At 39.9% G+C, this 23,517-nt stretch carries 18 protein-coding genes; 9 read left to right on the top strand and 9 right to left on the bottom strand.

Translation table 11 applies throughout. The features are described 5' to 3' along the window. Positions 1–32: 32 nt before the first annotated feature. Entirely contained in the window at positions 33–863 is an 831-nt protein-coding gene (gene lgt / locus ORI89_RS08210) for a prolipoprotein diacylglyceryl transferase (protein ID WP_268229979.1), read from the bottom strand. Positions 864–1,170: 307 nt separating this feature from the next. Between lgt and ORI89_RS08205 the strand changes: the two genes are divergently transcribed. The 3 genes from ORI89_RS08205 (at position 1,171) to ORI89_RS08195 (ending at position 4,337) form a co-directional block, all read left to right on the top strand. Then, positions 1,171–2,280: a M42 family metallopeptidase gene (locus tag ORI89_RS08205; RefSeq protein ID WP_268229978.1), complete on the top strand. Its 1,110-nt coding sequence runs from the start codon at positions 1,171–1,173 to the stop codon at positions 2,278–2,280. A gap of 55 nt (positions 2,281–2,335) precedes the next feature. Continuing rightward, positions 2,336–2,659, top strand: coding sequence for a DUF3467 domain-containing protein (locus tag ORI89_RS08200; protein ID WP_268229977.1), 324 nt, complete (start codon positions 2,336–2,338; stop codon positions 2,657–2,659). Between the two features lie 166 nt (positions 2,660–2,825). After that, the gene (locus ORI89_RS08195) at positions 2,826–4,337 is read left to right on the top strand and encodes a bifunctional GNAT family N-acetyltransferase/carbon-nitrogen hydrolase family protein (RefSeq protein ID WP_268229976.1); all 1,512 of its coding nucleotides are present in this window, start codon (positions 2,826–2,828) and stop codon (positions 4,335–4,337) included. A 144-nt stretch (positions 4,338–4,481) separates the two neighbouring features. On the opposite strand, the gene ORI89_RS08190 is transcribed toward ORI89_RS08195, so the two are convergent. Then, a complete protein-coding gene (locus tag ORI89_RS08190; RefSeq protein WP_268229975.1) occupies positions 4,482–4,925 on the bottom strand; it encodes an acyl-CoA thioesterase in 444 nt (147 codons plus the stop codon). 227 nt (positions 4,926–5,152) lie between these two features. On the opposite strand from ORI89_RS08190, the gene ORI89_RS08185 reads away from it, so the two are divergent. From ORI89_RS08185 to ORI89_RS08175, 3 genes are read left to right on the top strand one after another with little or no spacing between them, the layout of a single operon-like run. Beyond that, positions 5,153–6,427 (top strand): Gfo/Idh/MocA family protein, encoded by a 1,275-nt coding sequence (locus tag ORI89_RS08185; RefSeq protein WP_268229974.1) that lies wholly within the window; start codon positions 5,153–5,155, stop codon positions 6,425–6,427. Positions 6,428–6,430: 3 nt separating this feature from the next. Continuing rightward, complete coding sequence (locus tag ORI89_RS08180; protein ID WP_268229973.1) at positions 6,431–7,501, top strand: Gfo/Idh/MocA family protein; 1,071 nt, start codon at positions 6,431–6,433, stop codon at positions 7,499–7,501. Positions 7,502–7,511: 10 nt separating this feature from the next. Continuing rightward, on the top strand, positions 7,512–9,203 hold the full coding sequence (locus tag ORI89_RS08175) for a GMC oxidoreductase (RefSeq protein ID WP_268229972.1): 1,692 nt from the start codon (positions 7,512–7,514) through the stop codon (positions 9,201–9,203). Positions 9,204–9,208: 5 nt separating this feature from the next. Here ORI89_RS08175 and ORI89_RS08170 read toward each other — a convergent pair whose 3' ends face one another. The 7 genes from ORI89_RS08170 to ORI89_RS08140 form a co-directional block, all read right to left on the bottom strand. Next, positions 9,209–11,110, bottom strand: coding sequence for an OmpA family protein (locus ORI89_RS08170; protein WP_268229971.1), 1,902 nt, complete (start codon positions 11,108–11,110; stop codon positions 9,209–9,211). A 61-nt stretch (positions 11,111–11,171) separates the two neighbouring features. Continuing rightward, a complete protein-coding gene (locus ORI89_RS08165) occupies positions 11,172–11,795 on the bottom strand; it encodes a 7-carboxy-7-deazaguanine synthase QueE (RefSeq protein WP_268229970.1) in 624 nt (207 codons plus the stop codon). Between the two features lie 146 nt (positions 11,796–11,941). Then, positions 11,942–13,294 (bottom strand): aryl-sulfate sulfotransferase, encoded by a 1,353-nt coding sequence (locus tag ORI89_RS08160; RefSeq protein WP_268229969.1) that lies wholly within the window; start codon positions 13,292–13,294, stop codon positions 11,942–11,944. Between the two features lie 19 nt (positions 13,295–13,313). Then, positions 13,314–14,948, bottom strand: coding sequence for a SusD/RagB family nutrient-binding outer membrane lipoprotein (locus ORI89_RS08155; protein WP_268229968.1), 1,635 nt, complete (start codon positions 14,946–14,948; stop codon positions 13,314–13,316). 96 nt (positions 14,949–15,044) lie between these two features. Beyond that, entirely contained in the window at positions 15,045–18,449 is a 3,405-nt protein-coding gene (locus tag ORI89_RS08150; protein WP_268229967.1) for a SusC/RagA family TonB-linked outer membrane protein, read from the bottom strand. Between the two features lie 196 nt (positions 18,450–18,645). Then, entirely contained in the window at positions 18,646–19,794 is a 1,149-nt protein-coding gene (locus ORI89_RS08145) for a FecR family protein (protein WP_268229966.1), read from the bottom strand. 64 nt (positions 19,795–19,858) lie between these two features. Beyond that, on the bottom strand, positions 19,859–20,449 hold the full coding sequence (locus tag ORI89_RS08140) for an RNA polymerase sigma-70 factor (RefSeq protein ID WP_268229965.1): 591 nt from the start codon (positions 20,447–20,449) through the stop codon (positions 19,859–19,861). A gap of 334 nt (positions 20,450–20,783) precedes the next feature. On the opposite strand from ORI89_RS08140, the gene thrS reads away from it, so the two are divergent. The 3 genes from thrS to rpmI are packed head-to-tail and all read left to right on the top strand — an operon-like array spanning position 20,784 to position 23,517. Beyond that, complete coding sequence (gene thrS / locus ORI89_RS08135) at positions 20,784–22,709, top strand: threonine--tRNA ligase (protein WP_268229964.1); 1,926 nt, start codon at positions 20,784–20,786, stop codon at positions 22,707–22,709. A gap of 47 nt (positions 22,710–22,756) precedes the next feature. Then, positions 22,757–23,281, top strand: coding sequence for a translation initiation factor IF-3 (infC, locus tag ORI89_RS08130; protein ID WP_442800879.1), 525 nt, complete (start codon positions 22,757–22,759; stop codon positions 23,279–23,281). A 35-nt stretch (positions 23,282–23,316) separates the two neighbouring features. After that, a complete protein-coding gene (gene rpmI / locus ORI89_RS08125; protein ID WP_268229962.1) occupies positions 23,317–23,517 on the top strand; it encodes a 50S ribosomal protein L35 in 201 nt (66 codons plus the stop codon).

The raw sequence follows: 23,517 nt of genomic DNA, 5'->3' as shown, positions 1-23,517 counted from the left end.
AAAAACCCACCTTGTTAGGGGTGGGTTCAGTTTTATTTTTTTATTTTGTTGGGCTCGTTCGTTTTTCTGAACATGAGGTATAAACCTATAGCTATAAAGGGGATACTGAGTAGCTGCCCCATATTAAATTGCATGCCCTGCTCAAACTCTTCTTGATTTTCTTTGAAAAACTCTAAGAAAAAACGCGCACTAAAGAGCAATATGAAGAAAAGCCCAAGTAGATATCCTTGTTTAGGTAAGCCTTTTTTGAAAACAGCCCATAAAATGAAAAATATACCTACATAAGCAAGGGCTTCATACAATTGGGCCGGATGCCGGGGTATGCTGTCTATTTTTTCAAAAACTACAGCCCACGGCAATGTGGATGGTAAACCGATGATTTCAGAGTTAAAGAAGTTGCCCAGACGGACAAAAGCGCCCGCTAATGGTACAACCAGTACCAAGCGATCAGCTATCCACATAAAATCAGTTTTAGTTTTACGGCAGAACATCCATAGCGCAGTGAGGATACCGATAGCGCCACCGTGACTGGCTAATCCCTGAAAACCCGTTAATTCGAAGCTCCCGTTTACGATACGGAACGGAAGTATCATTTCTAAAGGGTGTTTGCTATAGTAGTCAAACTCGTAAAATAGACAATGACCCAAACGGGCACCTATAAGCGTGCCCAAGAAAATGTAGATACTTAATTGATCTAGAAGTTCCTGCGATTTGCCTTCCTGTTTGAAAATCTTCAACATGATAGCATAGGATACTGCAAAAGCAGCTAAAAAACAGAGGGCATAATAGCGGAGACCGAATGATCCGATTTCAAAAAGTATCGGATCGATATTCCAGTGTATGGCGTTGATGATTGTTTGCATGTTGCGAATTTGTTGGGTAAATATAAGGTAATCTTTTAAAAACTCCATATTCCATCAAATATTGATCAGGCGAAATCTTCTGTATTCGATAGATCTGGTTAGTTGGTTTATGGTTGCAGCTGAAAAATGTAAACAGTAATAAAGAGGTGCTGCATAAGCCAAGAAGTATTTATGATATCTATTGGGAGATAGGAAAAATAAAAGACGGATAATTATACACATACGGATTAAACAATGTTTCTAAATTTGAAAAGAAAGCAAAAATGTTTAATTTGCTAGCTAATACTGGAATGAGAATAACGTTAATATGAAAGAAAAGAGTGAAAAAAAACATATCCCTGTAGTGACAGGTGAATCGTTGGCATTTTTCGAGAAATATATAAACAATCCCTCACCGACTGGGTTTGAGTGGCAGGGGCAGCGAATGTGGCTGGATTATCTAGCTCCATACGTGGATGATACCTATATTGATAATTACGGTACAGCAGTAGGGATTATAAATCCCGAGGCTCCTTATAAGGTGGTTATTGAAGCTCATGCAGATGAGATATCGTGGTTTGTAAACTATATTACAAAAGATGGGTTGATTTATGTTATTCGCAATGGTGGGTCGGATCATCAGATAGCGCCTTCTAAACGGGTGAATATACATACGGATAAAGGGATGGTGAAGGCTGTTTTTGGGTGGCCGGCTATTCATACACGCTCGGGAGAAAAAGAAGAAACACCTACGCTGAAAAATATATTTTTAGATTGTGGAGCAACCTCTAAGGAGGAAGTTGAGGAGATGGGGATTCATGTGGGGTGCGTGGTGACATACGAAGATGAGTTTATGGTGTTAAACGACCGCTATTATGTAGGGCGTGCACTAGATAACCGTGCAGGCGGCTTTATGATTGCCGAGGTAGCACGTTTATTGAAAGAGAATAATAAAAATTTGCCTTTTGGTTTATATATCGTAAACTCGGTGCAGGAAGAGATTGGTTTGCGCGGAGCAGAGATGATAGCGCACCATATTAAACCGAATCTGGCAATCGTAACGGATGTTACACACGATACACAGACACCAATGATAAACAAAATAACACAGGGTGATTTGAGTTGCGGAGCCGGACCGGTATTATCTTATGCGCCAGCTGTACAAATAAATTTCAACCGTCTATTGATGGAGGTGGCCAAAGAAAACGAAATACCTTTTCAAAGACAGGCTTCTTCCCGCTGGACAGGGACAGATACCGATGCTTTTGCTTATTCTAATGGTGGCGTGCCATCAGCTTTGATATCATTGCCTTTGCGTTATATGCATACAACGGTAGAAATGGTACATAAGGAAGATGTGGACAACGTAATCCGTTTGATTTATGAAGCTTTATTAAAAATAGAAAACGGACAGGATTTTAGAAGCTTTACAAAGTAGAGTAGTTGATGAAAAATTAAGATATAATAGTATTTGTGTAATGGATGTGAATTTTATGGATTTAAAAAAAAATAACGAGGAAAATTTGGATAATAACGAGTTGAGTATCGAATTGAGTGAGGAAATGGCTGAAGGGGTTTATAGTAACCTAGCAATCATCACACATTCTAACTCGGAGTTTGTGTTGGATTTTATACGCATTATGCCGGGGATACCGAAGGCAAAGGTGAAGTCGCGTATTATATTGACACCCGAACATGCAAAGCGGCTATTGGGAGCTTTGCAAGATAATGTAAATAGATTTGAGGCGCAGAGTGGCCCAATCAAAACGAACGAACCTACAATGCCCTTAAATTTCGGACCTACAGGAGAAGCGTAGGTAGGGAAGCGTAGTAGAAAAGATTGGGGAAAAGGTTATCTGATATCAGATAGCCTTTTTTGCTTTTATTTTTTTAACATTGTGAGCGAGAGAGGAAAAACAGTTTGTTTTTTACTATGTAAATTGAATTTTTCCTTGCAATTTTAAGAGAACTTGAAGATAGACTATGGATATACAGGTAAGAAACTTAACGAGCAAAGATTACAAAGATTTAAAAAAATCGATGGAAGAAGCTTATGGTGGAAAAACAGGCGAAGTATGGACGAGGGAGAATATTGAGGATTTAGTTGAGCTTTTTCCAGAAGGGCAGATTTGCGTAGAGATGAACGGCAAGGTGGTAGCGTGTGCGCTATCTTTGATATTGGATTCAAAAAAGACAAATATCCAACGTAAGTATTACGAAATTATAGACGACGGAAAGTTCTCTAAGCACGATGACGACGGAGATACACTTTATGGTATTGAAGTGTTTGTGCACCCCGAATATCGTTCTTTACGCTTAGGAAGGAGACTTTATGATGCACGTAAGGAGCTCTGTGAAGAGATGAATTTGAAGGGAATTGTGGCGGGAGGCAGAATTCCGAATTACCATAATTATGCCGATCAGATGACACCCCGTACCTATATCGAAAAAGTGAAACGTAAGGAGATATTTGACCCTACGCTTACTTTTCAATTGTCGAATGATTTTCACGTGAATAAAATATTAAAAAACTACCTGCCCGAGGATAAGCAGTCTAATGAGTATGCGACTTTGTTGGAATGGGATAATATTTATTATGACCCGGATGCTAAGTCCAACTCGCAAACCAAGCAGACTATTCGTTTAGGTTTGGTGCAGTGGCAGATGCGGCTGTTTAAAGATCTGGATGAGTTTTACGATCAAGTGGAGTTTTTTGTGGATGCGGTGAGTGATTATGGTGCAGATTTTATGCTCTTTCCAGAGTTTTTTAATACGCCGCTAATGAGCCCATATAATCATTTGCCCGAAAGAGCTGCAATGAAAAAGTTGGCTGAACTGACCGACGAAATTGTGAAGAAGATGCAGCATTATGCGGTCTCGTATAATGTGAATATTGTAGCAGGCTCTATGCCTGTCGTAGAACGGAATAACCTGTACAATGCTTCGTATTTATGCCACAGAAGTGGGAAAATTGATGTGCATAAAAAAATACATATCACACCGAATGAGTTTAAGTATTATGGGATGATAGGCGGCGATAAAATTCAGGTGTTTGATACAGATTGTGGTAAAGTAGGTTTGTTGATTTGCTATGACGTGGAATTTCCAGAAGTGACACGTATTATGGCTGATCAGGGTTTGCAATTGCTTATGGTGCCTTATATGACCGATACCCAGAACGGTTACTTACGGGTGCGCACATGTGCACAGGCAAGGGCAATTGAAAATGAATGCTATGTAGCTATAGCAGGATGTGTGGGTAATTTACCCCGTGTAAACAATATGGATATACAGTATTCGCAGTCAGCAGTATTTACACCATCTGATTTTGCTTTTCCAAATAACGGAATCAAAGCGGAAGCTACGCCGAATACCGAGATGGTGCTGATAGCTGATGTCGATCTTTACGCGCTGCGTGATCTGCATGAATACGGAACGGTGAAGATATTAAAAGATAGAAGAAAAGACCTCTATGAGGTGGCATTAAAAAAGTAATACGTTGAGAAAGGCAGGGCACTATCTTCTTGAATATGCCTGCCTTTCTTTTTTATAGTATTATTGCTCGAGCAACGAGGCTGCCTCTCTACGTTATTATTCCTTAGCCCAACTTTTAATGGGTATCAGTGAGGAGATTGTTGGTTATTCTTGTATTTCGGTATAATCTGCTGATTTTGGAGCTTTATGTATATAGTTGTACCATTCAGCAGGAATATTTGTCAATTTTCGCTTTTGTAGATCCAGCCATGCGCCATCAACATTTACAACTGCGGCCTGTACCCCGTTTTCTTTGATTATTTCATGACGGAATGAAAAACGGGCGTTGCTAAGATTGAATTTGGTGAGCTCGATTTTTACTTGTACGTTTTCATCAATACCGATTTCCCGTTTATAAATGAGTTCTTCGCGAAAAAGGATAGGGCCAATATGGTGTTGTGCAAATTCATGCAATGAGAGCCCCAACTGTTTGAGCATATTGCTGCGGGCCTGTGCGCAGAGGTCTGCATAGGCAGAGTGTCTAAGGTGCATGTTGGGGTCCAGTTGGGACCATAAAACTTGCCCTTCGTAAAAAATAGTACTGTCCATAAAGCAAGATAGATAAAATAATAGAATGTTAAAGGAAAAAATATAGGGTAGTGTGGGGTTTGAAAGGAGGATTTTATGATAAAACAATAATTGGTGTAACTTCTTTGAAGCGATTTTGCAAAATATGCTGGTTATTATTAATTTGGCATTGAAAATAGATGTTGTTTTCAATAATTTAATTTTAAAAACAGTTAATAAGCAATAAGCTAAAACCAGAAAGACACATTATGATCAACCGACGTAATTTTATAAAAAACAGTAGTTTAGTTTTAGGAGCAGCTGCAATGAGCAGCGGTGCTATGGCAAATACAGGAGATTTGAATAACCGTAAAATTCGAGTAGGATTGATAGGCTGTGGAGGAAGAGGGACAGGAGCCGTATTTCAGGCCTTGGACGCCGACCCTGGGGTAGTAGTGACTGCATTGGCAGATGTGTTTGCCGATAATCTAGGCGATACACTGTCGGCTTTAAAAGAAAAGTATGGTAATCGTATAGAAGTGACCGAAAAAAGTTCATATGTGGGGTTTGATGCTTATGAAAAACTGATAAAATCTGATGTTGACGTCGTATTATTGTGTACACCCCCAAGTTTTAGACCTGCACATATCACCTTAGCAGTAAAAGAAGGAAAACACGTGTTTTGTGAGAAACCTGTGGCAGTAGATATACCGGGGGTACATGAGGTGGAAGCAGCAGTGAAATTGGCGAAAGAGAAAAAATTATGTATTGTAAGTGGGTTTTGTTTTCGTTATTCTTTCCCGAATAGGGATTTTGTAGAGCGTATCAAAAGCGGATCGGTAGGAGAGATTAAAGCGATTTCTACTTTTAGACACGGCGGCGAGCTTAGTTATAAGGATAGGAAACCAGAATGGAACGATGTGGAGTATCAATTAAGAAATTGGGTCTATCAGCAACGCTACTCGGGCGATTTGATTGTGGAACAAACGGTGCATAGTATTGACTATATGTCGTGGATATTGGGCGACATTGTGCCTACTAAAGTGACTGCAACAGGTGGAAGGCAAAGCAGGCCATGGAATAAATTTGGAAATGTTTATGATCATTTTGCTGTCGAGTATGTATATGATAACGGGTTTAGAGGATTCCATTTTGGAAGACAACAGAACGGTACAACTTCAAGGAATTCGGTCGAGGTAATGGGAATGGAAGGTTATGCTGATGTATCGATAAATAGCAGTTATGATATTTTTGGTAAAGATCCTTGGAAGAATACTAAACGTCTGAATAATATGTACCAGACACAGCACGATGAATTGTTTAAGGCTATTCGAGAAGGAAAAGTACTAAACGATGACTTTATGACAAATTCAACGTTGTTGGCCATATGGGGACGTCTGTCTGCCTATTCAGGAAAAACAATCTCGCATGAAGAGATTATAAACTCAACCGAAAAAGTAGGGCCTGCGATTGAGGATTATAGTTGGGATATGAAATTGGATGAGCAGCCTATAGCGCGTCCTGGGCATTATAAGTTTACGTAAGAAATGAAAAATATTAAGGTATTGGTGGTGGGTTGCGGAAACATGGGAGCTTCTCATGCTACGGCTTATCATCATTTGGAAGGTTTTGAAATAGTGGGGTTGGTATCTAGGGGAGATAGTAAGCATAAGTTGAATGAAAAATTGGGAGCCAGCTATCCAACATTTGAAGTGTATGAGGACGCATTGGCTAAATCGAAACCTGATGCGGTTTGTATATCGACTTACCCCGATACACATGAAGATTATGCCATAAAAGCATTTCAGAGCGGGGCACATGTTTTCGTAGAGAAACCTTTAGCAGATACTGTAGAGGGGGCACAACGTGTGATAGATGCAGCAAATAATGCAGGTAAAAAATTGGTAATAGGCTATATTTTAAGGCATCACCCTTCTTGGATTAAGTTTATAGAAATGGGACGAACTTTGGGAAGCCCTTTAGTTTTTAGAATGAACTTAAACCAGCAGAGCAGAGGCTATATGTGGGATGTACACCGTAATTTGATGAAGAGCTTAAGTCCTATCGTGGATTGTGGTGTGCACTATATTGATGTGATGTGCCAGATGACAGATGCAAAACCAACGCAGGTGTCGGCGATAGGTGCCCGTTTGACGGAGGATATACCAGCAGATAATTATAATTATGGGCAATTGCAGATACGTTTTGACGATGGTTCGGTAGGGTGGTATGAAGCTGGCTGGGGGCCAATGATTAGTGAAACAGCATTTTTTGTAAAAGATGTGATCGGGCCAAAAGGTTCCGTGTCTATAGTGGCGCAGGATGCAGGAAGCAGTGGCAAATCAGATTCGGTAGAAGCACATACGCAAACAGAGTCGTTAAGAGTGCACTATGCAGATATTGATGAAAAAAATGAGTTTGTAAAAGAAGACGAGTGGATTAACCTGGATGATGAACCTAATCATCAGGAGCTTTGCGATAGGGAACAGGCTTTCTTTTTGAAAGCCATTCAAGAAGATATGGACCTCTCTAAGTCAATGCAGGATGCCTTGAATAGTTTGAAGATTGCATTAGCTTGTGATGAGTCGGTGAAAAATGGCACATTTGTTTCTGTTTAAAAAATAATATATGGCTGACCAACCTAATTATGATGCCATTGTTATCGGCTCGGGAATAGCCGGTGGCTGGGCTGCGAAAGAATTGTGCGAAAGGGGACTGAAAACATTGGTTTTGGAACGGGGAAAAGATGTGAAGCACATTAAGGATTATCCGACAGCAAATTTAGGACCCTGGGATTTTGAGCATAGGGGACAATTGTCTTTGGAGATGATTCGAGAGAATCCAATAGCCTCGCGCTGTTATGCGTTTAAAGAGGATGCTATGCATTTCTTTACAAAAGATAAGGAGCAGCCTTATATTCAAGAAAAACCTTTTGACTGGATCAGAGGGTATAATGTAGGGGGAAAGTCTTTGTTATGGGCTCGGCAAGTACAACGCTGGAGCGACTTTGATTTTGAGGGGCCTGAAAGGGATGGCTTTGCTGTGGACTGGCCAATCCGTTATAAAGATATAGCACCTTGGTATAGCCATGTAGAGAAGTTTATCGGTGTATCGGGAAATAAAGACGGAAATGCAGCGATGCCCGACGGTGAGTTCCTGCCGGCATTTGAGATGAATAGTGTAGAACGGGAAATTCAACGAAAAATACAGGAAAAATACCAAGATAGGCAAGTTATAGCAGGACGCTGTGCGCATATTACAGAACCTAAAGAAATCCATATTCAGCAAGGGCGGATGAAGTGCCAGGCACGTTCTTTATGCCAGAGGGGCTGTCCTTTCGGCGGTTATTTTAGTTCAAATGCATCGACTTTGCCCTGGGCAGAGAAAACAGGGAATATGACTTTGAGACCACAGTCTGTTGTGCATTCAATTATTTATGATGAGCAACAGGGGAAAGCAAAGGGAGTGCGGGTGATTGATGCGGAAACAAAGGAGATGACCGAATATTATGCGAGAATAATTTTCTTAAATGCTTCGACATTGGCATCCAATCAGATATTATTGAACTCGACTTCAGATCGTTTTCCAAATGGACTGGGAAATGATAATGGACTGTTGGGTAAATATGTAGCTTTCCATAATTATACAGGGACGCTGGGAGGAACTTTTGAAGGATATGAGGATAAATATTATTATGGACGCAGACCGACACAGCCTATTATACCGAATTTTAGAAATGTAAAGAAACAGGAAATGGATTTTCTGAGGGGTTATGCTTCGTTTTTTGGTGCTTATAGAGGGAGGGGAGATAATGTACCTGCCGATACGTTGGGCGGTACATTTAAAGATGCACTTACTGAGGTAGGGGCATGGCATGTAGGGATGATGATGCAAGGAGAGACAATACCAAAAGAGGAAAACTATGTGGGGCTGAGTAGCGCAGAGAAAGATCAATATGATGTACCGCTACTTCGTATAGCTGTGGGCTATGATGAAAATGATGAGAAATCAAGAGAGGATTTCCTGAATCAAGGCGCTGAGATGCTGGAAGCAGCCGGAGTTAAGAATATTTGGCAGCACCGCAGTGGGCAAAATCCAGGGTTGGATATCCATGAGATGGGCGGTGTAAGGATGGGAAATGATCCGAAAACTTCACTCTTGAATAAGTGGAACCAATTGCATAGCTGCCCGAATGTTTTCGTAACAGATGGGGCCTGCATGACTTCGACCGGTACACAGAACCCTTCGCTGACATTTATGGCCTTAACGGCAAGAGCTGCTGCATATGCTGTGGAAGAGTTGAAAAAGCAGAATCTTTAATAATTTTATTGCATTTTTAAAATCTTGAAGGCTGTTCGACGATTAAGTTGACGGCCTTTTTCTGTTTCGTTGGTAGCTACAGGAGCTGAAGAGCCGTAGCCCTTGGCAGATATACGGTGGGCTTTGATACCCTGCTGTATTAAATAATCTTTAACGGACAGAGCTCGTTTTTCGGAGAGTTGCATATTATGGTCTGTATCTCCGGTATTGTCGGTATGACCTTCTATTTCAATAGTCAATCCCTTATTAATATTTAAAAAAGAGATTAGTGCAGAGAGGTCGGCTTGTGAACTTGATAATAGCTCGTATTTGTTGACGTCGAAGTAGATGTTGTTTAATGTACTGCCAGCGCCCAAAGTAATAGGCTTTAAGAAGATGGTGCTTTCAAACTGTTCGTCGGTGTGCTTAGGGTTGTTTAAGGCATACTGTTGTGACTCGAAAAGGTAACCTTCTCGCTGAATATGAACAGCATAAGTGTAGCCTATAGGTAAAACGGCAAGAAAAGTTCCGTCTGCGTAATCACTTTCATCTTGAAAAATGATGGAGTCTTTATCAACAGCGGTTACTGATATGGTGGCGTCTAAAGCCTGCTCTGTGTTTTTGTCCTTAATCGTGCCAAGTATGTAAGCAACAGGCGTTGGACGAGAATCTTTGGGCATTTCAAAACTGAATATTTTCATGCGGCCTGTACTGTCTTGGCTGGATAGATGCCCGATTTTACCATTCATACTGATATGAAAGGAGGTTTGGTTGAGGAAGTTGTTGATAGGTTGGCCGAGGTTTTTGGGAATGCCCCAGTTGCCAAGACTATCTATTTTGGAACTATAGATGTCTTTTTGTCCATAGCCAGGCCAACCGTTGGAGGCAAAGTAAAGGGTTTGTCCATCGGCGTGTATATAAGGAGCGCTTTCGTCAAAGGCTGTGTTGATCTGCGGACCTAAGTTTTGTGGGGCTGACCATTGCCCATCCGGCAAGAGAAGAGATTTGTAGATGTCGTAGCCACCGTAGCCCCCCGGTTTGTTACTTACAAAGTAGAGTGTTCTTCCATCGGCAGAAATAGCCGGTTGTGATTCCCAGCCGCGGCTGTTTATAGGAGCTCCCAGATTATGGGGAGTCTGCCATTTGCCGTTTTCCTTTTTTGAGACATAAATGTCGCAACTGCCTAGCCCATTGGGCCAATTGCAACCTGTGAAGAATAGGTATTTACCATCAGGAGAAATGCAATGTGCCCCTTCGTTGTAATGTGTAGAGTTTATTTGACCGTCCAGCTGTACGGCTTCTGACCATTCATTTTCACCAAGCAGTTGGCTTTCGTAAAAGTTTTCTTGATTGTTTTCTTTTCTTGTGAAGACAATGGTTTTGTTGTCGGCAGTCAGCTTTGGGAAATATTCTTCATGTTCGGTGTTAATGCTATTGGGCAGCAGAGTGAGCCGTAACAGGGAGGCTTGGTTCTGCTGTTGCAAGCTGAAGGCGCAGTCTGCTAAATATTTATCAACCAGTTGGAGGCTCTTGCCTGATAAACGGGTTTTGCGCTTATAGGAGTTAAGTTGTTGTTGGGCTTGGAGATAGCTTCCTGTGAAAAGTAGGGCTTCTCCCAAACCAAAATGGGTTAGCGGCGTAAGGTTAGAGTCATTCTGTAGAACAAGTAGGTAAGTTTTTACAGCTTCCTGGTAGCGTTCATTTTTTCTATAAATATCGGCAAGTTGTTGATAGGCTGTTGCAAATGTTGGGTCTTGCACGGTTGCTTGTAGTAACAGGCTTTCGGCTTTGCTGTAGTTGTGTTGTTGCAGGGCTTTAGATGCTTCTAAAAAAGAAGATTGCGCACGTTTGTTAGATGATGCCTTTTGGGCATAAACTGAAGATACGCAGAAAAGAAGAAACAATACATATGTTTGTATATAGATCATAGCTGGAAAAAAGTAGTATCAAATCAAAAGTAATGAAAAAGTCTACCTTATTTTGCTATATCTAGGGAATGTTGAGGTACTTATGTGTTTGAAGCGAGATATCCCACTTCGGGTTTTCCTTTACATAGTCAATAATTAAAGGAGTCATTTCAGCAGATTTTGACCATTCGGGCTGTAAATAGAGTTTACAGTGCGAACTTACATGCAGGGCATGCTCTTCAGCCCATTTAAAGTCACTTTTATTAAAGACAATAACTTTAAGTTCGCCGGCAGCTTGTAATACACTTTTTTGTGGGGCTTTGAACTTTTTAGGAGATAAGCATATCCAGTCCCAATGACCTGATAGTGGGTAAGCTCCAGAGGTTTCTATAAAGGTTTGTATGCCTGCTTTTTGAAGACCAGCAGTAAGGTAGTCTAAGTTGTAAAGCAGGGGTTCGCCCCCAGTAATAACGACCGTTTTTGCAGGGTGTTTTTGGGCGTTTTTAATAATGGTGTCTGCAGGTGTTAAAGGGTGTAAATCGGCGTCCCAACTTTCTTTGACATCGCACCAATGACAGCCTACATCGCATCCGCCCAATCGGATAAAATAAGCGGCTTTGCCTGTGTGATAACCTTCGCCTTGTATAGTATAAAACTCTTCCATGAGTGGAAGCATGCTGCCGTCTGCAGGAACCTGATTTGACATTTTATTTATTTAGGTCACAAAGGTACGGAACATTATTGAAAAAGAAGAGGGAGCGAGGAGGTGCTGCAACCTCGGGTAAAGGATATATGGGCGAAATATGGCTTTGGCTTATTCTGTCGGTTTTTGATTAATGGAGTATGTTTTGGCTACTTTATGAATATAGAAGATGGAATGTACTCGATACGGTAAATAGGGCTTTTAAATTTTAGCTTGAATAAGGTGTTGCCCAGTGGATCTAATTTTAAAGCTGTAAGGCTGGATGAGCTTGCCGTAAGTATATTATTGTCGGGGAGTAAAAAAGCACTGCCCATGATTGGCGAATAGTTGTCTTTGGGTAAATCGGTGATGGAGCTTATACTGCCGGTAAGGTTTTCTTCATTAATAGTGTAAGAAAGCACTCGGGAATAAGGACGTTCATCACTGCCATTATCGAATAGCATGAGCTCACCTTGATGATTACGGTGGGCGTAATGTTGGCGCAGGAAATGGATAGGTTGATCCATTTTGATATTGCCGTTTTTGCCCAGTTTCCAAAGTACTTTACCACTGGAAGAATGTACTTTCCATACCTGATCAAGTGCACGTAACGAGAGAAGATAATGGCCATCGTGATCTATGAATACAGAATTAACCCAAGGTTGTTCTTGAATGTTTGGATCAATTTCATGCTGTACATCAAAAGTAGACCATTCCCAGACTTTATTGCCCGAACTGCTCCACTCCACTAAACCATCACCGGGAAAACCGCCTTGAAAGGTGTTGGTAACGGCAATAATATTTCCTTGCGGGTTGATCGCTAGATCGTGGTGTACCCATTTGTCAAATCCCTTTTTACCATATTCTAAATGAAAGAGAGTGTCGCCGGCTAAAGAGGTTTCTAAAACGATATTTCCATCCCCGAAATTTGTTCCATTTTGATCGAGTATGGCTAAAACACTTCCTTTAGGAGTGGCGTGTACACTTTTAACAACGGCTTCTGTTGTTTTATACCATACTATTTCGCCTTTGGAGTTAATCATGTAAATGCATCCGGGACTTTTCATGTTGGCAAAAAGATAGTAGCCATTTAAAGGATCATTTATTTTATTAAGATCAGGGGAGTAGAAATCAGTTACCCAAGAAGGTATCGCAGCTGTCGTAAAATTGACTTTTTCTATAGTGCTGAATTCTGACTTTTCGTCGAGGACAGCTACTTCTATGTAATAGTTGGTTTTTTCTTTGAGCTGTAGAAGTGAAACATTGTGTGTTTGCTTGTTAAAAGATACGTTGTTGTATACCAGTTGTTTGTTTTCATTGTAACAACTAATTTTAATGGTTCTAGATGTATTTAGAGAAACAACAACCCGAGCTACAAGAGCTGAGCTGGGGTCGTTGAAAATTTGAACAGCAGCAACGTCAGTCTGTTGTTGTTCTTCTTTTGAACAAGAAATATACAGTAAGCTGATAGCGCATAACGCAATAACCTTGTATAAGACTAGAATAACGTTGGCTGTTCTCATAGTTGTATTATTATTATTATTAGTTATTAGTATCCCACCATACTGGTTTCAACCAGTCGTCTTTACCACCTAAACGATCAATTGCCTCTTGGTAGCTTGTTTTGTTCTGGATAAACTCAGCTGTAGGGTAAAAGAAACGTTTGGGCATAACGCCATCTGTTTCACTGGTGTACCACGCTAAGGATTTAAACGGAATTAATTGTGAAGGATATCCTGTTCTTCTGTAGTTTGAGTATGCTTCTACACCGTTAAGGAAGAAGTTAACCCACATTTGACCATGGATTGCATCCATAGCTGCTTCAAAACCTGTAGGAAAAGGGCTGTAGCTCGCTTTCAATTCATTGATGGCAGCTGCTGGTATTGCAGGGGCGCCAGGATATAGACTCATCATATCGCAACTGGCTTCTAGCCCTTTGTTGAAATGTGTTTTAGCGTCAGATAGACCGGCCCAACCTCTTAGAGCAGCTTCGGCTTTTAAAAGTTCTACTTCTGCATATGTGAAATGAAAACTCGGAGCGTCTAGTGCTGAAACATATTCGCTAGGCTGACGTAAGCTTGTCATGAAGTCGACATTATAAGGATTTCCATCCGCAGGGTTGATGATAGGCTGGTCATCGCTGTCTTTCAAGATACCGTAGTTTACGGCTTCTACCCAGGGTAGACCGCCTGGTTTCATACCTAGAGGTTCGATTAAATGGGTGATGTCTTGTATGTCACGTGAAACGCCGATAATTCCTACACCATAATATGCCCTGCTATAAATATTTAAGCGGGGGTCTTTACGAGAACTCATGAAATCGACAAGTGTGTTTACTAATCTGAAATTACTGGATACGACGTCTAGCTTGAAAACTTGCGAACGCCCGTTACCACGTAATTCACCATCCGAATAGCTGAGCGCCATGTGCTTTGTCATGGCGATGTCGGCGTTGCTCGTCATGACACCTCCTGCTATGGCAGCCTCTACTTGTTTTTTGGATTCCGAAGGATTGACATTTACTATTCTAAAACCTAAACGTAAACGTAAAGAGTTGCCAAACTTTTTCCACTGTGCAACATTACCATTGAAAAAAATGTCACCATTGAAGGGGCCTGCTGTTTCATCGAAAGAAGTAACGGCTTCTTCAAGTTCTTTGAAGAAATCCATATAAATATCCTCTTGTTTATCATATTTAGGAAGAAATTTTCCTTCGGTGAAGCCTTTTATGGCTTCAGAGTAGGGGATGTCGCCGTAAAGATCGGTTAGTTTAGCGAAAATAAATACGCGCAAGATACGTGCTGCAGCATGGATATTTGCTTGCTCGGGAACATCTGCGGTCTTGTCGACGATATCCTGTATGTTTTTTAGTTCGCGTGGGTAAGTAGCTTCCCAGTGGCCGGTCCAGTATGCTTTTTCCATGATTTGGTACATGCCGCCAGCTTGAACACCCCAGGCACCGGCAAGATGTTGGACCATAGGAGAAGCTACGAGAAGGTCATAGCGCCAGACATCTTCGCGATCTCCGGCTAAGCCGGTCTGCACCTTTGTAAATTGATAACTTGGGTCTAACTCGGCGAAACCGGCCGGGTTATCATTGAGAGACTGAAGGTCTTTTGTGCAGCTTTGAAAAGCAAACACAAATGCAATCAGTGGTAAATATTTTAATATGTTCATAAGAATGTCTTTTATTTAAATAGTTAAACGTTTGTGTAGCTTGTGCTACCGATTAACACCTGCATTATTGTATCATAATGATTTGATGGTGAATGCTTAAAAACTCACTTTTAAATTAAAACCTATACTTTTGCGCCCCGGCAAAGAACCGTATTCAAAACCTTGGCCATTGCCGTTATTATAGTTGGACTCCGGGTCGATATTCGGAACCTTCTTATGAATAATCCACAAGTTTCTTCCGATAACTCCGAAGGAAACGGCTTGTACGGGAAGTGTCTTGATCAAAGATTGAGGTAGTGTATAGCTGATGCCGATATCACGAAGTTTGACATAACTTGATTCGTAAATAAAAGGATGTGGAATATTTTCAGCGACATATTTCCAGTAGGTAGATGGACTAACTGCTACGTCGTTGACCTCTCCATTTTCATTTACACCATCACCGATGTAACCTCGGCCATTTTGTTTAACATCATCTGCAGGTCGGCCGGCTTCTTCAGCAGCTCTTCGCTCTTTATGGTATTCGTTCCAAGAATCACGGCCTTCGGTTGTTGCGAGGTGAGAACCATTGTCATACATCATCATGTTGGTCATTGAGTACAGACTTCCTCCTTTTCGGATATCGACAACAGCTCTAAATTCTATGCCTTTGTATTGGAAGCTATTCGTTAAACCCCCAGTCCAATTCGGTAAGCTACTGCCTATCGCTACGGGATTGTCGGTGTAAAGAGGCATACCATCACTACCGTGGATTTTTCTACCTTGCTCATCACGTAGGAAATCATTGCCTAAAATTGTGCCGAAAGGTTTTCCTTTTTCTGCAATGATAGTAGCACCTGCCCAACGTGCCTGAGCTACTGTGTAAGCTTCTAACCCTTCGTATATGTCAATTATAGTATTGTGGTTTTTAGAAAAATTGAATGATAAATCCCATTTGAAACCGTTATCAAGTAAAACAGGAGTTGTCCGTAAGAGGAGCTCTACTCCTTTGTTTTTTAATTTAGCAGCGTTTAAAGAGGCAAATTTATAGCCCGTTGTTTCTGGAATAGGAATATCGATGAGTACATCTTTAGTGAGTTCATTGTAGTATGTGAAATCTAAACCTACTCTATTATTAAAAAAGCTTAAATCGGCGCCGATTTCAAAAGAGTTCTTGCGCTGAGGTTTTAGGTTGGCATTTGGAATGATATCACCAAGTACTTCTCCCATGGGCAAGCCATTCATAGATTGCCCCGTCAACGAGTATAGGAAACTGGTTTTGTAGGGATCTGTATCGCTACCTACCTGTCCGTAAGAAGAACGTATTTTACCATAGTTGAAAATGTTAGATTGAATGTCAAATGCATCGGTTATGATAAAACTTAAATCAGCGGCAGGATAGAAATATGAGTTTTTTCCTTTAGGTAAAGTAGATGACTTATCATTTCTTGCTTGTAAGTTTAAAAACAAGTAATTGTTGTAACCTAACTCTACGTTTCCGAATATAGACTGTATTTCTTTTCTAGGATTGCTAGGGATGATTTGTGTTTGTTTAAAATTGGTGATCAGTTCTTTGCCGGGAACGATAATCTCTGTTCCGTTAATGATTGTTTGGTCGCGATTGAACTTCATTAAATTGGCTCCCAACATTGCAGCAATCTTAAAGGATGAGTTGATTTCTTTGTTGTAATTGATTAACCCTTGGAAATTATCTTCGCGAACATTTAAATCGTTCAATTGTAATTGACCACCATCTTTAGTAGGGGTGTATAGGTCGTAGAAATTACTGAATTTAAAAGCGTAAAAATCTGTACCCACGCTTGCTGTGGCTGACCAGTTTTCATCTAGAACATAGTTTAAGCTTGCAGAGCCGCCGGTTCTTGTTTTTTTGCTTAGATTGTTTGTTCTGTTTAATGTCCAGTAGGGATTTGCACGGTATTGGTTGCCAGTATAGTTGATGTATGTTCCATCAGCGTTGGCGTAGTCCTGCAGCCATGATTGATCAAAGTTGCCGGCAATACCGATAAGCCCATTTCCAATGTTGTTCACATCATCAGTAAGGGCAGGACGGTTGTCTACGTTTTCAAGCATAAGAGAGCCTTTAACATCAAGTGTTAAGCCCTCGGCAATTTTGCTCTGTCCCTTGAAAGAAAAGTTGTTCCGATCATAACCGCTACCGGGAATAATATCTTTATTATCTACATTCGAGTAGGAAAAACGTAAGTTGTGATCTTTGTTGCCTCCTGTCAGTGATAAGGTATTCATTGCAGTTATACCAGTACGGAAAAAGTCTTGAATGTTATTGTTAATATAATTGTATGGTCGCTCAACACCGTTTCTTTGAATGATAGTTTCTGCATCAGTGTAGCGAGGTCCCCAGTTACTTGCTATATTACCCGCTTCTACGACATTGCGGGGAAGAAGACCGTTTGTGCCCTGTCCGTAAAGTTTTTGAACTTCATCTAATTTTGTTGAAATCTGATCGGTCGTTAAAGAACTGTTGAATTCGATACCTAAGCCTTTTTTACCCTGTCCACTTTTGGTGGTTATTAAAATAACACCATTCAGAGCACGAGAACCATATAGGACGGCTGCTGAGGCTCCTTTAAGTACAGATATTGATTCAATATCATTGGGATTGATGTCAGCCATTCCATCCCCTAAGTCAAACCCTCCCCATTGATCCGCGCTGCCTATATTGCCGTTTACAGCGGGTATTCCGTCAATAATATATAGGGGTTGGTTGCTCCCTTGTAGCTCGCGTATACCACGGATTACAACACGGCTAGAGCCCGTGGCACCAGCCGTAGTGGTTGAGATATTAACACCTGCAACTTTTCCGGCCATAGCGGAAATGGCATTTGGTTCTCCAAATCCAGTAATTTCGTCATTGGTGACTTCCGAAACAGCATAGCCTAGTGCTCGGCGCTGTCGCTTTATACCCAAAGCTGTGACAACAACATTATCTAGTTCTTGTTGCGTTTCTAAAAGTGTGACATTGATTTGGTTTTTGTTGTCGACGTTTATTTCTTGTGAGGAATAACCTAGGTAGCTGAATAATAAGGTGGCATTCGGACCTAAAATATCTATAGAGTAGCGACCTGAGTTATCGGTTAGTGTCGTTGTTGATTTGTTTTTTAAACGTACGCTTACGCCAGCAATAGGTGTCCCATTGTCGTTTAAAACAACCCCTGTTACTGTTCTTGTTTGCGAAATGAGCTCCACATCAGTTTTTCTTTTGACAATTACTGTCTTATTAGAAAGAGTAAACGTGAGTGGCTGATTGGTAAAACATAGTTCTAAGGCATCCTTTAAAGGCATGTTTTTTATATCTATGTTTAAATGATGGGCGTCCTTTAGCATAGAAGAGCTAAAAAGAAAATCGTGACTGCTTTGGGTGCTTATCTTTTTTAGTACGAATTCTAAAGAAGCATTGGAAGCCTTCAACGTGATGTTTTGGGCAAACCCGGTTGCACTTACATGAAGAAAGGCGCCTAAAATTAAGGTTATAGTTAGCTTCATAACAAGCAAAGTTTGTCGAAAGGATCTCGAGATATCCTTACATAAATAAATTTTCATACATTTGAATGTTTGGTCTTTTAATTAATAATAAATGTTAGTACATAGGTTATTTGATTAGATACCAGGCAAAAATAAAATGTCAGGGTGTGTCCGCACTCTGATATTTTTTTTGGGATCTATTTTAAATTATGACAAATTATGGCATAACACTAACCCTCCTTCCTGTGATCTTGAATTCGATAGTTCCCGTTAGCTCAAGCATATTTAATACTTCTTGAATAGTGCTTCTTTTTAAGATGCTTCCTGTATATTCTTTTTTAGAGATGTCTCCCAAGTATTCAACCTCAATATCGTACCAGCGTGACAATTGAGACATAATAGTTTTTATATTGGTGTTTTCAAAGATAAAGTAGCCGTTTTTCCATGCTGTTGAGAGTTTTGTATCGATGTCTTGAATACTGAATTTTTTACTTCTTTTATCCCAAGAGCTTTGTTGGTTGGGTTCTAAAACAATGTTCTGCATACCTTGACTGACTTTCACACTTCCTTCCACTAAGGTGGTGGAAATACGTGGGGAGTCTTTGTAGGCATCTACATTAAATTTTGTTCCTAGAACTTCTATCTGCATATCATCAACACTGACAATAAAAGGTGCTTTTTTATTTTTTGCAATATCAAAATAGGCTTCTCCATTAAGGGTAACTCTGCGTTCGTTCGGATTAAATGTATTGGGAAAAGAAAGCGAACTTTCGGCATTGAGCCACACTTTACTGCCATCAGGTAAATTGACCATATATTGACCGCCTCTTGGCGTACTAAGTGTATTTAAATTATTTGAAGATAAAGTAGAGTAGTCGCTGCTGTTGAAAGTAAGTTCACCTTGATTAGTATATATTTTAAGACCATCTTCCCGATTGTTATTATAGCTGTGAAGAGAGTCTGTCAAATCAATTACAGAGCCGTCACTAAGAGTCAGGATTGCTTTATTCCCTCCTGGGAGGATTATTGTTGTGGCCTCCGCTAAAACTGTGTCTTTAATTTGATCTTTATTAAATAGATTGGTTACGAGTAGTAAAACCAATATTGCAGCAGCAGCGATTGAAATTGTAGGTATTAAAAAAGATTTTCTTTGAAAAAGATGTGGGGCTTTTTTATGTCTATCCTGGGATAAGATATTTGTAAGGATGCGGTCAACACGAATATCAAATTGTTTTTCAGTTTCAGGCCAATGGATTTCTGTATGCTCCACAGAACGGTACCAGTCCAGTAGTTGTTGATATTCAGCTGGGCTAGCGGTACCATCAAGATGTTTTTCTATTAATTCGGCTATGTGTTGTTTATCCATGGTTTTCTGCAATGTTACTATTAAAGTACATTGAGAAGGACCTAACCCTGAGTCTAATTTTAATTTATTTTATAAATTTCTCTAAAAAGCTGTAAGTCAGCGTGATGATTGTGCCGGAGTTGGAAAGGTTATTTCGTATTGTTTTTAGTGCCTTTGTCATATGAGACTCTACTGTCTTCTCAGAAATATTCATTTTTTCGGCAATTTCTTTATTATTAAGATGCATGTTCCGACTGTACTGAAAAACAAGACGGCATTTTTCTGGTAATGTTTCTGCAATGCCTTGTATGTATTCGTCTAAAAATTTCGCATATATTTTGTCCTCATCTAAAATAGCAGTTTGTACTTTATAATGGTTTTTTGCTAATTCTAATCTCTTTTTTTGCGTATATATTTGTCTGAATATGGCAAACTTGACCGCTGTAGCGAGATAAGCTTCAAGTGAGTCTATTTTTAAAGATAGGCGTCTTTCCCAAAGACTTAAAAAAATGTCTTGAACAATTTCTTCCGCAAGATCAGGATCTCGTGCGTAATTGAAGGCTATGGCAAGAAGTTTTCGACTGTAACGTGTATAGATTTCAGTAAACGCAGGCTCATCCCCTTGTTGTAATAAACAGAGTAATTGCTCGTCTGAAAGTATTATTTCGTTCGTCATTTATAGAATTGGTTTTAACAAATGTATAATATTTTACCTGAATTACTATACTTTCCGTGGGATGTATGGCTTTATGAGAGTGTTTTTTTGTTGTATAGCAGGTGTTTTCTTAAAAGAATAAATTTTTCATGAAGAAGCTATGAAATTCGTTAAAATCGTAGGACATTGTCTAGTATAAGAGTAGGCTACTCTGCTAAGTATTAGTTTATACGAAGGAATTTATGTACTTTTGTGAAAATCATTTTTTTAGGGCAAACTGATTTGAATCAATGTAATTGTACACGTTGTAAGGTTGCTCTTAAGTTCATTAATAAATTAAAAATCATAGTCGTAGATGATTAATATTATGTTGCCTGACGGCTCTGTGCGTCAGTATGAAAAAGGAACAACTGCTATGCAGATTGCTCTTTCTATTTCGGAAGGATTAGCTAGAAATGTATTAGCAGCCGAGGTTAATGGTGAAGTTTGGGATGCTTCCCGAGCTATTGAAGAAGATGCTAAGGTCAAGTTGTTGACATGGAATGATGAGAAGGGTAAAGCAACATATTGGCACTCTTCTGCACATTTACTTGCAGAAGCATTAGAAATTCTTTATCCAGGAGTAAAGTTCGGTATAGGACCGGCCATAGAAACAGGGTTTTATTATGATGTGGATTTTGGTGACCGAGATTTTTCTTCGGACGATTTTAAACAAATCGAAGATAAAATGTTGGAACTTGCTAAGAAAAAGGAGGTTTTTGAACGTCGTGATGTATCTAAAGCGGAAGCATTGGCTTATTTTACAGAAAAAGGAGATGAGTATAAGCTTGATCTGATTAAAGATTTAGACGACGGAACAATTACTTTCTATTCGCAAGGTGATTTTACCGATTTGTGTCGGGGACCACATATTCCACATACAGGGACGATTAAGGCGATAAAATTGATGAATGTCGCAGGTGCTTACTGGAGAGGAGATGAGACACGTAAACAGTTGACTCGTATTTATGGGGTTACTTTTCCAAAAGCTTCGGAACTGACCGAGTATTTGAAGATGATTGAAGAAGCTAAAAAACGCGATCACCGTAAATTGGGGCGTGAATTAGAACTTTTTGCATTTTCGGAAAAAGTAGGAATGGGCTTACCTTTATGGCTACCCAAAGGTGCGGCTTTAAGACAAAAGCTAATGGATTTTCTGCAAAGAGCGCAATTGAAAGCAGGTTATGAGCCAGTAGTAACTCCTCATATTGGACATAAGCAGTTATATGTGACTTCAGGGCATTATGAAAAATATGGAGAAGATGCTTTTCAGCCCATACGTACGCCTGTGGAGGGAGAAGAGTTTTTCTTGAAACCCATGAACTGTCCGCATCATTGTGAAATTTATAAAACAAAACCTCGTTCATATAAAGACTTACCGGTGCGTTTTGCAGAGTTTGGAACAGTATATCGTTATGAGCAATCAGGTGAGTTGCACGGATTGACTCGTGTACGCGGGTTTACACAAGACGACGCTCATTTATTTTGTAGACCTGATCAGGTTAAAGAAGAGTTTAAAAAAGTAATTGATCTTGTTTTGTATGTATTCGGAGCTTTAGGCTTTGACGATTATACAGCACAAGTGTCCTTGCGGGATCCTGATAACAGAACAAAATATATAGGTAGTGATGAAAATTGGGACTTAGCGGAAAAATCAATCATTGAGGCAGCCTCAGAAAAAGGATTGAAAACTGTTGTCGAATATGGTGAAGCTGCTTTTTATGGACCAAAGTTAGATTTTATGGTAAAAGATGCTTTGGGGCGTAAATGGCAATTAGGAACAATTCAGGTAGATTATAATTTGCCCGAACGTTTTGAACTAGAGTATACAGGTAGCGATAATCAGAAGCATCGTCCAGTAATGATACACCGTGCTCCGTTCGGCTCATTAGAACGTTTTGTAGCAGTTTTAATAGAGCATTGTGCAGGGCAGTTTCCGTTATGGCTTGCACCTGAGCAATTTATAGTGCTTCCCGTTTCGGAGAAATACGAAGAATATGCGAAAAATCTTTTGGAATCCCTAAATAATTCCGATATTCGCGGACTGATTGACCTAAGAGATGAAAAGGTTGGTCGTAAAATTCGTGATGCAGAAGTCAAGAAAATACCATATATGTTGATTGTAGGAGAAAAGGAGGTGGAAAGTGGCATGGTTTCTGTTCGTAAACACGGATCAGTAGATTTAGGGTCGATGGACTCGGGAGCATTTAAGGAATTATTAATTAAAGAAATAACCGTTTAATTTTTAAATATTTGGCATTAAGTAGAAGTGGTGGTGGTAGACCACCAATGAGAAAGAAAGAACCAGATCATCGCATTAACGAATTTATCCGTGTACCAGAGGTACGATTGGTAGGCGATAATGTAGAACAAGGTGTTTACCCGACTCGTAAAGCAATAGAACTTGCTGACGAATTAGGGCTTGACTTAGTGGAGATTTCGCCAAATGCAGTTCCTCCTGTTTGTAAAATTACTGATTATAGCAAGTTTATTTACGAACAAAAGAAGAAACAGAAAGAAATCAAGGCTAATGCAAAACAAACTGTTATTAAGGAAATCCGTTTTGGACCTAATACCAGTGATCATGACTTTGATTTTAAATTAAAGCATGCCATTAAGTTTCTGGAAAATGGAGAGAAAGTTCGTGCTTACGTACATTTCAAAGGTCGTGCGATTGTTTTTAAAGAACAAGGAGAGATTTTGCTCTTGAGATTTGCACAGGCTTTGGAAGATTATGGAAAGGTTGAGCTTTTACCGAAACTGGAAGGGAAACGTATGTTTTTGACTTTAGCGCCAAAAACAGCGAAGAAATAAAGAGTCTAACAAGTTGATAAAAAATAATAATTATTATGGCAAAAGTAAAAACCAATTCCAGTGCTAAAAAACGTTTTAAGCTTACTGGAACAGGTAAAATTGCAAGAAAAAGTGCTTTTAAAAGCCACATCTTAACTAAGAAAACTACAAAACAAAAACGTAATTTGACACAAACAGCTTACGTTCATGAAGCAGATATGGGCAACGTTAAACGTATGCTTTGTATAGGCAAATAA

It is taken from the genome of Sphingobacterium sp. UT-1RO-CII-1 (assembly GCF_026711005.1).
Lineage (GTDB): Bacteria > Bacteroidota > Bacteroidia > Sphingobacteriales > Sphingobacteriaceae > Sphingobacterium.
This window is presented reverse-complemented; position numbering and strand designations above follow the sequence as displayed.

Coding starts and splice junctions, on each gene's coding strand:
- ORI89_RS08185 (WP_268229974.1), top strand. CDS start 5,153: ATGATCAACCGACGTAATTTTATAAAAAACAGTAGTTTAGTTTTAGGA.
- ORI89_RS08180 (WP_268229973.1), top strand. CDS start 6,431: ATGAAAAATATTAAGGTATTGGTGGTGGGTTGCGGAAACATGGGAGCT.
- ORI89_RS08170 (WP_268229971.1), bottom strand. CDS start 11,110: ATGATCTATATACAAACATATGTATTGTTTCTTCTTTTCTGCGTATCT.
- ORI89_RS08195 (WP_268229976.1), top strand. CDS start 2,826: ATGGATATACAGGTAAGAAACTTAACGAGCAAAGATTACAAAGATTTA.
- ORI89_RS08160 (WP_268229969.1), bottom strand. CDS start 13,294: ATGAGAACAGCCAACGTTATTCTAGTCTTATACAAGGTTATTGCGTTA.
- ORI89_RS08190 (WP_268229975.1), bottom strand. CDS start 4,925: ATGGACAGTACTATTTTTTACGAAGGGCAAGTTTTATGGTCCCAACTG.
- ORI89_RS08150 (WP_268229967.1), bottom strand. CDS start 18,449: ATGAAGCTAACTATAACCTTAATTTTAGGCGCCTTTCTTCATGTAAGT.
- rpmI (WP_268229962.1), top strand. CDS start 23,317: ATGGCAAAAGTAAAAACCAATTCCAGTGCTAAAAAACGTTTTAAGCTT.
- ORI89_RS08175 (WP_268229972.1), top strand. CDS start 7,512: ATGGCTGACCAACCTAATTATGATGCCATTGTTATCGGCTCGGGAATA.
- thrS (WP_268229964.1), top strand. CDS start 20,784: ATGATTAATATTATGTTGCCTGACGGCTCTGTGCGTCAGTATGAAAAA.
- ORI89_RS08145 (WP_268229966.1), bottom strand. CDS start 19,794: ATGGATAAACAACACATAGCCGAATTAATAGAAAAACATCTTGATGGT.
- ORI89_RS08205 (WP_268229978.1), top strand. CDS start 1,171: ATGAAAGAAAAGAGTGAAAAAAAACATATCCCTGTAGTGACAGGTGAA.
- ORI89_RS08155 (WP_268229968.1), bottom strand. CDS start 14,948: ATGAACATATTAAAATATTTACCACTGATTGCATTTGTGTTTGCTTTT.
- infC (WP_442800879.1), top strand. CDS start 22,757: ATGAGAAAGAAAGAACCAGATCATCGCATTAACGAATTTATCCGTGTA.
- ORI89_RS08165 (WP_268229970.1), bottom strand. CDS start 11,795: ATGTCAAATCAGGTTCCTGCAGACGGCAGCATGCTTCCACTCATGGAA.
- ORI89_RS08140 (WP_268229965.1), bottom strand. CDS start 20,449: ATGACGAACGAAATAATACTTTCAGACGAGCAATTACTCTGTTTATTA.
- ORI89_RS08200 (WP_268229977.1), top strand. CDS start 2,336: ATGGATTTAAAAAAAAATAACGAGGAAAATTTGGATAATAACGAGTTG.
- lgt (WP_268229979.1), bottom strand. CDS start 863: ATGCAAACAATCATCAACGCCATACACTGGAATATCGATCCGATACTT.